5 protein-coding genes are annotated in these 14,406 nt (G+C 51.4%); 3 read left to right on the forward strand and 2 right to left on the reverse strand.

Annotation, left to right across the window (positions count from 1 at the left end; translation table 11 throughout):
• Nucleotides 1-82: 82 nt before the first annotated feature.
• Together D515_RS17590 and mnmL are read right to left on the reverse strand one after the other, a co-directional pair.
• Nucleotides 83-1,843: a GGDEF domain-containing protein gene (locus D515_RS17590; RefSeq protein ID WP_002540415.1), complete on the reverse strand. Its 1,761-nt coding sequence runs from the start codon at nucleotides 1,841-1,843 to the stop codon at nucleotides 83-85.
• A gap of 131 nt (nucleotides 1,844-1,974) precedes the next feature.
• Complete coding sequence (mnmL, locus tag D515_RS17595; protein WP_002540417.1) at nucleotides 1,975-2,901, reverse strand: tRNA modification radical SAM protein MnmL/YtqA; 927 nt, start codon at nucleotides 2,899-2,901, stop codon at nucleotides 1,975-1,977.
• 573 nt (nucleotides 2,902-3,474) lie between these two features.
• Between mnmL and gltB (D515_RS17605) the strand changes: the two genes are divergently transcribed.
• The 3 genes from gltB (D515_RS17605) (at nucleotide 3,475) to gltB (D515_RS17615) (ending at nucleotide 14,399) form a co-directional block, all read left to right on the forward strand.
• Nucleotides 3,475-8,022 (forward strand): glutamate synthase large subunit, encoded by a 4,548-nt coding sequence (gene gltB, locus D515_RS17605; RefSeq protein ID WP_002540419.1) that lies wholly within the window; start codon nucleotides 3,475-3,477, stop codon nucleotides 8,020-8,022.
• Nucleotides 8,015-9,484, forward strand: coding sequence for a glutamate synthase subunit beta (locus D515_RS17610; protein WP_002540420.1), 1,470 nt, complete (start codon nucleotides 8,015-8,017; stop codon nucleotides 9,482-9,484). The genes gltB (D515_RS17605) and D515_RS17610 overlap by 8 nt, the downstream gene beginning before the upstream one ends.
• Nucleotides 9,485-9,932: 448 nt before the next feature.
• A complete protein-coding gene (gene gltB / locus D515_RS17615) occupies nucleotides 9,933-14,399 on the forward strand; it encodes a glutamate synthase large subunit (RefSeq protein ID WP_002540422.1) in 4,467 nt (1,488 codons plus the stop codon).
• The last annotated feature ends 7 nt before the right edge of the window (nucleotides 14,400-14,406 follow it).

Below are 14,406 nucleotides of genomic sequence, written 5' to 3' on the forward strand. Positions count from 1 at the left end.
GAAAATAATAACGCTGGGGGCGGAGAAGCTAAAGAAAAAGGGGCGGATTAATCCGCCCCTTCGACAAATTTAGTATTAAGAATTATGCATTGGCCGATAACGGCGCTTCTTGCAGTGACTGGCTGGATGCCACTTGGTTTCTCCCGGCATTTTTCGCACTATACAGTGCTCGGTCGGCCAAAGAAACTAAGTCGCCATAGTCCTGTCCGGCAACCGGGTATAGTGTCGCAATCCCCTGGCTGAGGGTGATTCTGTCAGCCACTTTGGAAAACTCGTGAGGAAGTCCTGCGGCTGTCAGTTCGTCAGCAATATTTTGAGCCACCACCAGTGCGCCATGCTCAGTAGTGTTGGGAAGAAGAATCGCGAATTCTTCCCCACCATAACGGGCCACCGCATCCAATGGACGACGGATAACACGCTGGAAAACATCAGCCACCCGTCGTAGCGCTTCATCCCCCTGCTGATGACCATAGTTATCGTTGTACGGCTTAAAGTAGTCGATATCACAGAGGATCAGCGAAAGTGGCTCTTGTTCACGGATGTGCGAGTGCCACATCTTCACCAGTTGCTCGTCAAAACTGCGTCGGTTTGCCACCTTGGTCAGGCCATCGACAAAGCTCAGCTCTTCCAGCTCCATGATGGCATCCGCCAGCTGCTGCTGAGTAGCTTTACGTTCTGTGACATCACGGGCAATCACCAGCACACCAATGGTGTCATCAGTCGGGTCGCAGAACTGGGTTTTGGTGAGTTCATACCACACCATGGTGCCATCACGCTTCATCACCAAATCTTCGTATTTCACTGTGTCGCCATTTTCGAGCACAGGAACGTCAATCTTACGGTGTTGCGCAAGCACTTCCGGTTCCATCAGATCTTCAGCATTCTCGCCTTCAAGATCATCATGCGGGGCGCTCATTGCTTCTGCAAAGGCTGCATTCCCCCCCAGAAACTCATAGTTTTTGTTGTAGATGCCAATCGGGTCCAGACTGGCCTTAAAGATGGAGGTCAGCACATTACTGTGTTTTTTGAGCTGCTGCTCAACCTCCTGACGAGCTTCAATCTCTTGCTCCAGCGACTGTCGCATCATGTGCCAGTTGGTCACATCATGGCTGATGCTCAGCGTACCGAATATGCTGTTTTCGTCATCAAGCAGTACGGTCTGATTAGATTCCAGCAGACAACTGTCACCATTAGGATTCGTCGTCCAGCTTTGCTGTGTACGTCTTCCTCGAGTGCTACCGTCAGCGGAGAAAATCAGGCCTTCCTGTTCCCGCCCTTTCCAGAACCTGTCGTAAGCCAGGTTTGAGCCAACAATTCGCCCTTCTTTATCCTGAAAACAGATCAATTCAGACAGAGAGTTAATGACACTTCGGAATATCTGACTGTCGTTTTCAGCAAACGGCTCGCTATACACAGCTTCGGATTTGGGCTCCAGCGAGACAATCCATATCCTCTGTCCGCCACACCAAACGGGCAGGCCGGAGAAACGGGCATGACGAGGAGTACGATGATCGGAAACGGCGCGAAAATCTGCCGTCATTTCAACAAAAGGATGGGGCCAGCGGCGCGATGCCAATAGCGCGTTAATGGTTTCTTGTTCGCGCTCTCCACGAATACGGAACTTGTGTCCACGCGATTCGACATTAAACAGACGCACAAAACTGCGGTTCGCATACAAGATGCTTCCGTCTTTATGGTTAATAATTGCTTTTGGAGAATGGAGATTGGCTAGATAGAGTTGCCAGGTTTTCATCGACATCACACGGCGATGGGAAACCCAGACCATTCCTAATAAAAAACCTACCAATAGCAATAACGAGGCTACCGGTAACCACTCAATCATCCTTCCACCTCTTGCCCGTCATCCCTGAAGAAGCATTTTTTGAATAAAAATCACGCTTCATCTTGCCACACGGTTATGAAAGAAAACGAATAGCCCTCATTGATTTTGCGAGGTATCAAACGTTGGTCACATTATTGAGGAAAATGAAATCGCCGACTCGTCAAGCTACCCTGAACGCCTTTCACATTGAGCGCTCGAGCAATACCTGTCATCGCGAGCCAGCGGTTTTCACACCATTCTGGCGCCAGCAAGGTAGGCTTGCGAGCATTAGCAGAAACGCGGTGATAAACCACCTCTGCTGGTGTGCGCAAAATCATTTCAGATGCACTCTCGACATAATCGTCAAGTGAAATTGCATCAAGTCGCCCTGCCCGCCAAGCCTTTGCCATCACAGACCCCTCTACTATATGTAGTGGGTGAAGTTTAATGCCATCGGTTCCTGTCTCAATCACCTTATCAATCGTATTGATGTGATCGGCTTTGGTATCTCCAGGCAAACCGACGATCAGATGCGTACAAACATTTAACCCTAATGCACGCGCCTTTCGGGTTACCGCATCGTAACAGGCAAAATCGTGACCTCTATTGATGCGCTTTAACGTGTTGTCGTTGGCTGTTTGCAGACCAAGTTCCAACCAAATCTCGAACCCCTGTTCTTTATAGTGGGCAAGAAGATCAAGCACGGCATCTGGTACACAGTCAGGTCGGGTTCCTACACAAAGGCCAACGATGTCTGCGCTTTTCAACGCCTCCTCATACATAGCTTTGAGCTTTTCCACTTCCGCATAAGTACTGGTGTAAGCCTGAAAGTAAGCCAGATAACGCTTAGCTCTGTTTACTTCCGTTGCTCGCTGAGCAAGCTGCGTGGTGACAGACAACTGTTGTGCCGTTTCATCGGCAAACGAGGCCACATTACAGAAGGTACATCCGCCCCTTCCTAACGTACCGTCCCGATTAGGACAACTGAAACCGCCATGCAGAGTGAGTTTGTGAACTTTTTCGCCATACCTGCGTTGTAAATCCTGACCAAAGGTATTCACCAGTTGATGAAGTTCCATCGTCGACCGCCCGAAAAGTTGGATAGAGGTAAAAAGCGCGCGATCCTAACATCCGACAAAAAGAGAAAACCTCGATCAAATCAATATTGGATTAAGTTTTCATCAACAAACTGAAAGTTTATTACATTTCTTTTACACATTGAAAAGTCACACTTCTCACCCACCTCCTACATATTCATCGAATCACCCTTATGGCGAATTTTTATTCATTTGAAATAAAAATTCAGTCTAACGGAACCGTTTGCATAGCAATCAAAGTGCAACTTTTTATGGTAATTAATTTTCCGAAAATGTAGGATAGCTACAGCTGCGTCCAAATTGTGAGCAATAAAATTCGCCAAATAGCGCCATGTTTTAGTGTGTTATATGGGTAATTACAAAAAGCGCAGCATTTCTGCATAGAATTGCAAAAGGAGATGGTTACTGCTTTTAGGCAGTAATCGGGCTTGGTTGCCGCGAATAAACACATTTTGTGGATTCAAACTTGGCGACCGCTCAGCTGTGCCCGCAACAGGTACAGCAAGGGAAGACAAATGCTCCCCCTGCATTTGTGTCAACTGGAAGGACGTAAACATGACTGATTCAGTGCTACGCACCGAGGGACTTTATGTGCCCGAAATGGAACACGACGCCTGTGGTATCGGCTTCGTTGCCCACCTGAAGAACAGAAAGTCTCATGCGATTGTTACTCAGGCACTTGATATGCTGGCGCGCATGGAACACCGTGGCGGCCAGGGCTGTGACCCATGTAGTGGTGACGGTGCAGGTATTCTTTTACAAAAACCCCATGAATTCTTACTCGAAGAAACCCGCAAGCTAGGCATTCAACTGCCTTCATCGGACAAATACGGTGTAGGTGTGATGCTGTTCCCGAAAGACGAGAACAAACGCCAGCAGTGCCGTGAAATCTTCGAGCGTAATGCCAAACGTCTCGATCTCGAAGTGATTGGCTACCGTGTTCTGCCAACCGACAACTCAATGATCGGCGCAGACCCTCTGAGCACAGAACCTCAGTTTGAGCATGCTTTTGTTACAGGCGGTGTCGGCCTGTCTCTGGACGAGCTTGAGCGTAAACTGTTTGTACTGCGTAACTACACCGTGCGCGTGTGTCTGGAGAGCGTCTCAAACATTGGCGACGACTTCTATATCAACTCTTTCTCTGCAAAGACACTGGTTTACAAAGGCCAGCTGACGACCGAGCAGGTACCTCAGTACTTTCTCGATCTGCAGAACCCGTCAATGGTGACGGCGCTGGCGCTGGTTCACTCGCGCTTCTCGACCAACACCTTCCCTCGCTGGCGTTTGGCACAGCCTTTCCGCTATATCGCACACAACGGTGAAATCAACACCGTTCGCGGTAATCTTAACTGGATGAAGGCGCGTGAAGCTCTGCTGGAATCAGAGCTGTTCACTGACCAAGAGCTGAAAATGCTGCTGCCTGTGTGTCAGGAAGGAGCATCGGATTCTGCAAACTTCGATATGGCGCTGGAACTGCTGGTTCTGAGTGGTCGAAGCCTGCCACACGTACTGATGATGATGGTACCGGAAGCGTGGCAAGAGAATGCGAACCTGGATCCAAAGCTGCGTGCTTTCTATCAGTACCACGCAAACATAATGGAACCGTGGGATGGCCCGGCGTCTGTTTGTTTCACTGATGGCGTAAAAGTAGGTGCGACCCTTGACCGTAATGGTCTGCGCCCAAGCCGCTATACCGTGACCAAAGACGATTACCTCATCATGGCATCCGAGTCAGGTGTGGTAGAGATTGAGCCGGAAAACATTCACTTCCGTGGTCGCCTGCAGCCTGGCCGTATCTTCGTGGCGGACCTTGAGCAAGGCCGCATCATTTCTGATGAAGAAGTGAAGAACGAAATCGCTTCTGCACAACCATATCAGGAGTGGGTTGAGAAGAACCTGCTGCACATTGATAAGCTGCCAGAAGCAGATACCAAGCATCACCAGCCATCTCCTGAGCGTCTGCTGCATCATCAACAAGCATTCGGTGTGACCTCTGAAGAAGTGAACGAAATCATCGTTCCTATGGCAAAAGACGGCAAAGAAGCACTAGGCGCTATGGGTGCTGACTGGCCACTGGCAGTACTGTCACACCAGTCACAGCATCTATCTAACTACTTCAAGCAGTTGTTTGCGCAGGTCACGAACCCGCCAATCGACCCAATCCGTGAGCGCATGGTGATGTCGCTGAAAACGTATCTGGGTAAAGATCAAAACCTGCTGACCGAATCGCCTATTCACTGCCGCAAAGTTGAGCTGGAATCGCCAGTACTGAGCAATGCTGAATTGGAAAAACTGCGTGCGGTTGACAACGATCACCTGCAAGCAAAAACACTGGATATCGTATTCCGTGCCAGCGGTGAGCCAGGCAAACTTGAGCGTGCGTTGAAGCGCATCTGTCAATACGCAGAAGATGCCGTGGTTGATGGCTACTCCATCATCCTGCTGACTGACCGTGCAGTGAACTCTAACCACGCTGCTATCCCAGCGATGCTGGCTGTCGGTGCGGTTCACCACCACCTGATCCGTAAAGGTCTGCGTGCGAAAGCCGACATCGTGATTGAAACCGGTGACGCGCGTGAAACCCATCACTTCGCCACACTCGTTGGCTACGGTGCGAATGCTGTTAACCCGTACCTCGTCTACGAAACGCTGGTGGATTTGCAGCGTAAGAAGAAGCTGGATCCGGAAGCGGATGTGGATGTGCTGTTTGAACAGTACCGCAAAGCGATCAACGCTGGCCTTTTGAAAATCTTCTCGAAGATGGGTATCTCAACCCTGCAGTCTTACCATGGCGCGCAAATTTTTGAAGCGCTGGGTATCAGCAAAGCTGTGGTCGACAAATACTTCACCGGCACCGTCTCCCGTATTCAGGGTCTGTCGATTGACGATATCGCGAAAGAAGTATTGGTTCGTCACCGTCTGGGCTACCCAACGCGTGAAATCCCTGTCCAAATGCTGGACGTAGGTGGGGTTTATCAGTGGAAACAACGTGGTGAGAAGCACCTGTTCAACCCTGAAACTATCCACTTGCTGCAAAACTCCACCCGCAACAAGGACAAAAAGCAGTTTAAAGAATACTGCCATGCAGTAGACAGCCAAGGCGATGATGCAGCAACTCTGCGTAGCCAGTTTGATTTCGTGAAGAACCCTGCTGGCAGCATCCCTCTGGACGAAGTTGAGCCAGTTGAGAACATCCTGAAGCGTTTCGCGACAGGTGCAATGAGCTTTGGTTCTATCTCTCATGAGGCGCACTCTACGCTGGCGATTGCCATGAACCGTATCGGCGCTAAGTCTAACTCCGGTGAAGGCGGTGAAGACCCAGTCCGTTTTGACAAGAAAGAAAATGGTGATTGGGAACGTTCTGCTATCAAACAGGTAGCTTCTGGCCGCTTCGGTGTTACTTCTTACTACCTTGCCAATGCTGATGAAATTCAGATCAAGATGGCGCAAGGCGCGAAGCCAGGTGAAGGTGGCCAGCTTCCAGGTCACAAAGTTGATGACTGGATTGGTCGCACCCGTCACTCCACCCCAGGGGTTGGTCTGATTTCGCCACCGCCACACCACGATATCTACTCTATCGAGGACTTGGCACAGCTGATTTATGACCTGAAGAATGCAAACCGTAAAGCACGTGTGAACGTGAAGCTGGTTTCTGAAGCGGGTGTCGGCACCATCGCTTCGGGCGTAGCGAAAGCAAAAGCAGACGTGGTTCTGATTGCTGGCTTCGACGGCGGTACCGGTGCATCACCACTGTCTTCAATCAAGCACGCAGGTCTGCCATGGGAACTGGGTCTGGCTGAAACGCACCAGACACTGCTGAAAAACGGCCTGCGTAACCGCATCGTTGTTCAGTCTGACGGCCAGATGAAAACCCCTCGTGACCTTGCTGTAGCTACCCTGTTGGGTGCTGAAGAGTGGGGTGTGGCAACAGCAGCACTGGTTGTTGAAGGCTGTATCATGATGCGTAAGTGTCACCTCAATACCTGTCCTGTCGGTATCGCTACCCAGAACAAGACGCTGCGTGAGCGCTTCGATGGCCGCGTAGAAGACATCGTCACCTTCTTCACCTACATGGCTGAAGGTCTGCGAGAAATCATGGCTGAGCTGGGTTACCGCTCTATCAACGAGATGGTTGGTCAGTCACAGCACCTGAAAGTCCGCTCTGATGTCGGTCACTGGAAATACCAGAATCTGGATCTCAACGTTGTTCTTTACAAAGAAGAGCCACGTGAAGGCGATGCAATGTACTGCCAGCGCGAGCAAAACCATGGTCTGGAAACCGTGCTTGACCGCCGCCTGATTGAAGCCGCATCCAGCGCGCTGAAAGAAGGTCGTAAAGTTGATGCCGAGTTCGCGATTGTGAACACCGACCGCAGCGCAGGTACCATGCTGTCGAATGAAATTTCGAAAGTCTACAAAGATCAGGGTCTGCCGGAAGCAATGAGCGTGAAGTTCAAAGGTTCTGCAGGTCAAAGCTTCGGTGCCTTCCTCGCGAAAGGCGTGAACTTCACCGTTGAAGGTGATGCAAACGACTACTGGGGTAAAGGTCTGTCTGGCGGTACGCTGGTACTTTACCCAGACGCGAAGAGCGACATCATTGCTGAAGACAACATCGTTGTCGGTAACGTCTGTTTCTACGGTGCAACCTCGGGCGAATCCTTCATCCGCGGTGTAGCCGGTGAGCGTTTCTGTGTACGTAACTCAGGCGCGAAAGTGGTTGTCGAAGGTATCGGTGACCACGGTTGTGAATACATGACCGGCGGTATTGCCATTGTTCTGGGTCAAACTGGCCGTAACTTCGCTGCGGGTATGAGTGGTGGTGTGGCTTACGTTTGGGATCAGTTCAATGACTTCGAATCCAAACTCAACCCTGAGCTGGTGGACCTGGATCCGCTGGATGAAGAAGACATCGCACTGCTGAAAGAAATGATCAGCAAGCACCATGCGCTGACAGGCAGTACGGTTGCAGAAACATTCCTTGCGAATGTTGAAGAGAACCTTAAGTCTATCGTCAAAGTCATGCCACGCGACTACAAAGCTGTGTTGCAAAAACGCAAAGAAGAAGCCGCTAACAAGGAAGAAGTGGAGGCTGTAAATGGGTAAGCCAACCGGATTTCTAGAATTTGGCCGTGAACTGCCGGCCAAAAAAGACCCTGCCGTTCGTATTCAGGACAATAAGGAATTTGTACTGAACGACGAGTTTGGCGAAAAAATTAATGAGCAATCTTCCCGCTGTATGGACTGTGGTGTGCCTTTCTGTCACAACGGCTGTCCAATCGGGAACATTATTCCTGAGTTTAACGATGCGGTTTACCGCGACAGCTGGGAAGAAGCCTGGAACATCCTGAGCTCAACGAACAACTTCCCAGAGTTCACTGGCCGGGTTTGCCCGGCTCCATGTGAAAGCTCTTGTGTCTTGGGTATTAACCAGGATCCAATCACCATCTGCAACATTGAAAAAACCATCGTGGAAACAGCATACCGCGAAGGTTATGCCAAGCCAAAAACCCCGACGGCCCGCACAGGTAAGAAAGTGGCGATCATCGGTTCAGGTCCTGCAGGTCTTGCAGCGGCTGAGCAGCTCAACAGCGCTGGTCACTCTGTGACTGTGTTTGAGCGTGATGAAAAAGTCGGTGGCCTACTGCGTTTTGGTATCCCAGACTTCAAGCTGGGTATGGACGTGATTGACCGTAAAATCAGCCTGATGGCAGAAGCGGGTATCGAGTTTAAAGTCAACGCCCATGTTGGCGTTGATGTTAACGCTCAGCAAATCCGTCAGGACTACGATGTAGTACTCCTGACAGGTGGTTCTACTGTGCCACGCAACCTGCCAATCCCGGGCCGTGAGCTCAAAGGCGTGCACTTTGCAATGGAATTTCTGGGTCAGAACAACCGCCGTGCAAACGGTATGGATCTGAAAACTGAGGAAATCCACGCCAAAGGCAAACACGTTGTGGTTATCGGCGGTGGTGATACAGGCTCTGACTGTGTGGGCACATCAAACCGTCATGGTGCGGCAAGCATTACGCAGGTGGAAATCATGCCGATCCCACCAGAGAAGCGCCCTGCGAACATGCCGTGGCCTCAGTACCCGATGATCCTGCGCACGTCGACTTCTCACGAAGAAGGCTGTGAACGTCACTGGAACATTCTGACCAAAGAGTTTATCAGCGACGAAAACGGCAACGTGAAAGCACTGCGCATGGCTGACATCGTATGGAAAGACGCAGCACCTGGTGAGCGTCCAACCTTCGAAGAAGTTGCAGGCTCTGAGCGTGAAATCCCTTGTGATCTGGCATTCCTGGCGATGGGCTTCTTGCACCCAGAACCACACGGCGTGCTGGCACAACTTGATGTGGCACTGGATGACCGCGGCAATGTTGCAACACAGGACTTCCAGACCAACCAGAAAGGTGTATTCGCTGCAGGCGATATGCGTACAGGCCAGTCACTGGTCGTACGTTGTATCAATGAAGGCCGTGAATGTGCCCGCTCTATCGATGCATATCTGATGGGCGGCACCAACCTCGAGGCCAAAGCGGACTCACTGATGCTCTCCGCATAAAAATAACGAGTGTTATCTTCCAGTTTTGCCAGCCCTCTGCGGCTGGCTTTTTTCGTTTTGAGCCCACTTAAAAGCTTCACCGACCAAAAATTGAAAGCTTTTCATAAATAAGCCCCCAGATAGACCAAGTTAATCTCTGCGACAGACTTAAAAAAACCGCCATAAAATGCTGCATGTAGGCAGTGCTTTCGACATATATAGCTGTTAATCGCCAAAGTTAATGTAATGTGACGAAATTTGACCTCTTCATCATTAACGGATAAGTTGATTGGCTCGCATACCCATGTGACCTGACGCAACAAAGTTCAGGCCATATGGGTATACGTAAAATCGAGACTGATTTTTCGGTAAAACACACTCCCAGGAAGGGAGGCCACTGAAAATCAGATGCCAGGACGGCATGAAAAACTGCAGTCGCTGCGTAACGCAGTCGCAAGGGAGAATTGCAATGTCGCTGTATGACCCAATGCTGGAGAAAGACAACTGCGGCTTTGGCCTGATCGCTCATACCGAGGGTGAAGCCAGCCACAAACTTGTCCGAACCGCAATTTCCGCACTGGACCGGATGACCCACCGAGGCGCAATTAACGCTGATGGGAAAACCGGTGACGGTTGCGGCTTATTACTTCAAAAGCCCGATAACTTTTTCCGAATCATCGCTGAAGAGAACAACTGGACCCTCAGTAAGCTCTACGGTGTAGGCATGATTTTTCTGAGCAAAGATCCTGCTAAAGCGAAGCGCGCTAAAGAGATCTTTGAACAGGAAATTGCAGCCGAAACCCTTTCTATCGTGGGCTGGCGTGAAGTGCCAACCAACGAAGACGTGCTGGGTGAAATCGCCGCCAGTTCTGTACCGAACATCGAGCAAGTGTTCATCAATGGCCCAGCAGGTTGGCGTGCCCGCGATTTGGAGCGTCGTCTCTACATCGCCCGTCGTCGCGCTGAGAAAGCGCTCGCAGACGACCCGGATTTCTACATCACCAGTCTGTCTACGCGCACCATTGTTTACAAAGGTTTATGCATGCCAGCAGACCTGCCGAGATTCTATTTAGACTTGGCAGACTTACGTCTTGAGGCGTCTATCTGTCTGTTCCACCAGCGTTTTTCAACCAATACCACCCCGAAGTGGCCGCTGGCACAGCCTTTCCGTTATCTCGCCCACAACGGCGAAATCAATACCATTGAAGGTAACCGTCAATGGGCGCGCGCCCGTGCATACAAGTTCAATTCACCATTGCTGCCTGATCTGAAACAGGCCGCCCCATTTGTGAATGAAACCGGCTCTGACAGCTCCAGCCTCGACAACATGTTGGAAGTTTTCCTCGCCGGCGGTATGGATCTCTTCCGCGCGATGCGAATGCTGGTGCCACCTGCATGGCAGAACCACCCAGACATGGACCCGGATCTGCGCGCATTCTACGACTTTAACTCCATGCACATGGAGCCGTGGGATGGCCCTGCTGGCATCGTAATGTCCGACGGACGTTATGCCGCTTGTAACCTCGATCGTAATGGTCTTCGCCCTGCCCGCTATGTGGTGACAAAAGACAAACTCATTACGCTGGCATCCGAAGTCGGTATCTGGGATTACGCCCCGGATGAAGTAGCGGAAAAAGGTCGTGTTGGACCGGGCGAACTGCTGGTTATTGACACCTTCGAAGGTGAGATCTGGCATTCTGCCGATATCGATAACGATCTGAAAAGCCGCCACCCTTACAAAGAATGGCTGGACAAAAATGTTAAGCGCCTGACACCGTTTGAAGAACTGCAAGCAGAAGACTCTTCCGGCCAGCGCGGCATGGATGACGATGAGCTGCATGTATTCCAGAAACTGTTTGGCGTTTCGAGCGAGGAGCAGGATCAGGTACTTCGCGTACTAGGTGACATCGGTCAGGAAGCCACAGGTTCCATGGGTGACGATACCCCAATGGCAGTGCTTTCTTCGAAAGAACGCCATGTCGCTGACTACTTCCGTCAGAAGTTCGCTCAGGTCACCAACCCACCCATCGATCCACTACGCGAAAATCACGTGATGTCGCTGGCGACCTGTATCGGCCGTGAAATGAACGTGTTCTCAGAAACCGATGGCCACGCCCAACGTGTTGCGTTCAAGAGCCCGGTGCTTCTGTATTCCGATATGGTTCAGCTGTTGGAACTGGATGATGAGCATTATCGCAACAGCATCATCGACATCAACTTCGACCCAAATGAGAAAGATCTCAAGCAAGCGATTGTCGATCTGTGCGATCAGGTTGAGCGCGTAGTACGCGACGGCACTGTACTTGTTGTTCTGTCCGACCGCGGTATTTCGAAAGACAAATTACCTATTCCTGCGGCAATGGCAGTGGGCGCAGCTCAGAAACGTCTGGTGGACGCACAGCTTCGCTGTGATGCCAACATCGTGATTGAGACCGCCTCTGCCCGCGACCCACACCAGTTTGCAGTGCTGCTTGGATTCGGTGCGACAGCGGTATATCCGTACCTCGCTTACGAATCCATTGGCAAGATGGTCGAGAAAGGCGTCATCGAGAAATCGATGGGAGATGCAATGCTGAATTTCAGAAACGGCATCAACAAAGGCCTGTTCAAGATCATGTCGAAGATGGGTATTTCGACCATGGCCTCTTACCGCTGTGCACAGCTGTTTGAAGCTGTTGGCCTGAACAATAATGTGGTTGAGCTTTGCTTTAAAGGCGTCGCCAGCCGCATCCAAGGCGCAGATTTTTCTGACTTCCAGCAGGACTTACACAACCTTGCGCGCAGAGCATGGCTAAAACGTAAGCCCGTCGAACACGGCGGTTTGCTGAAATATGTCCACGGCGGTGAATACCACGCCTACAACCCGGATGTGGTCAATACGCTTCAATCTGCGGTTCGCTCCGGCGAAGCGATGGATTACAAAACCTACGCAGAAACTGTCAACAGCCGTCCAGTCTCGTCACTGCGCGACTTGATGACGTTGAAACCTGCCGACAAGCCTATTTCTCTCGAGAAAGTGGAGGCGGCAACCGAGCTCTTCAAACGTTTTGACTCGGCTGCCATGTCAATTGGTGCATTGAGTCCAGAAGCGCACGAAGCCCTGGCGATTGCGATGAACCGTCTGGGTGGTAACTCCAACTCAGGTGAAGGTGGTGAAGACCCACGTCGCTTTAACTCAGAGCGTAACTCACGCATCAAGCAAATCGCTTCAGGTCGTTTCGGTGTGACACCACACTACCTCACTAACGCTGATGTGCTGCAAATTAAAGTGGCACAAGGTGCGAAGCCGGGTGAAGGTGGACAGCTACCTGGCCATAAAGTCACGGCTGAAATCGCGCGTCTTCGCCACTCGGTGCAAGGTGTGACCCTGATTTCACCACCGCCGCACCATGACATCTATTCGATTGAAGACTTGGCGCAGCTGATTTTCGATTTGAAGCAGGTAAACCCTGACGCACTGGTTTCCGTCAAGCTGGTTTCTGAACCTGGCGTGGGCACCATCGCAGTCGGTGTTGCGAAAGCGTATGCGGATCTTATCACTATCTCTGGTTACGACGGAGGTACCGGCGCAAGCCCACTAACTTCCGTGAAATACGCGGGTAGCCCTTGGGAGCTTGGCCTTGCTGAAACCCAGCAGGCATTGGTCACCAATGGCCTTCGCCACAAGATCCGCCTTCAGGTTGATGGCGGTCTGAAAACCGGTCTGGATATCATCAAAGCGACTATTCTGGGGGCTGAAAGCTTCGGTTTTGGTACCGCACCAATGGTTGCGCTGGGTTGTAAGTACCTGCGTATCTGTCACCTCAACAACTGTGCGACCGGTGTAGCAACGCAGGACGATACCCTGCGCCGCGAATACTTCAAAGGCTTGCCAGAGCAGGTGATGAACTTCTTCAAAGGCCTCGGCGAAGAAGTGCGTGAACTGATGGCAGAGCTTGGCGTTGAGAAACTCACTGACCTGATTGGCCGCACCGACTTGCTCGAAGCGGTCGACGGTTTCACCGCCAAACAGCTCAAGCTGGATCTTTCAGACATTCTGGAAAGCCCGCAGCCAAAACCGGGTAAAAGCGTGTTCTGGAGTGAGCCAAACGCACCGTTTGATAAAGCGGAGCTTAACCAGAAGCTGCTGGAAACCTTTGAAAAGGCGATTGAAGAGCGCCGCTCAGCCAGCGCGTATCTCGACATCCGAAATACTGACCGCTCGGTGGGCGCATCACTCTCCGGTGCTATTGCTAAACGTTATGGCAACCAGGGCATGGCGGCATCACCACTTGAAATCAACCTTCAGGGTACGGCTGGCCAGTCCTTCGGGGTCTGGAATGCCGGTGGCGTTAACCTCACCCTGACCGGCGATGCCAACGACTATGTCGGAAAAGGTATGGCAGGCGGTAATATCGTGATCAAGCCGCCAGTTGGTTCAGCCTTCGATTGCCACGCATCTACCATCGTAGGCAACACCTGTCTTTACGGCGCAACGGGCGGCAAGCTCTTTGCAGCAGGTAAAGCCGGTGAGCGTTTTGCGGTGCGTAACTCTGGCGCTCAAGCCGTCGTCGAAGGCGCAGGTGATAACGCTTGTGAATACATGACGGGTGGCATCGTGGCCATTCTTGGCCATACCGGCGTGAACTTTGGCGCAGGCATGACAGGCGGTTTTGCTTATGTGCTTGATGAAGCGGGAGACTTTGCCGGTCGCGTCAATCCAGAACTGGTCGAAGCCTTGTCACTCGACAATTTGGCTATCCATCAGGAACACCTCCGTGGTCTGATTGATCAACACCTCGAACTGACCGGCTCCAGCCGCGCTCAGGAAATTATCGCGGACTTTGAACAATGGATCAGTAAATTCTATCTGGTGAAACCGAAATCAGCGGACGTGCGTTCCCTGCTGGGTCACCAAAGCCGAAGCGCAGCGGAGCTGCGTGTTCAGGCGCAGTAACGGAGGA

This window comes from Grimontia indica (genome assembly GCF_000333895.2).
GTDB classification, from domain to species: Bacteria; Pseudomonadota; Gammaproteobacteria; order Enterobacterales; family Vibrionaceae; genus Enterovibrio; species Enterovibrio indicus.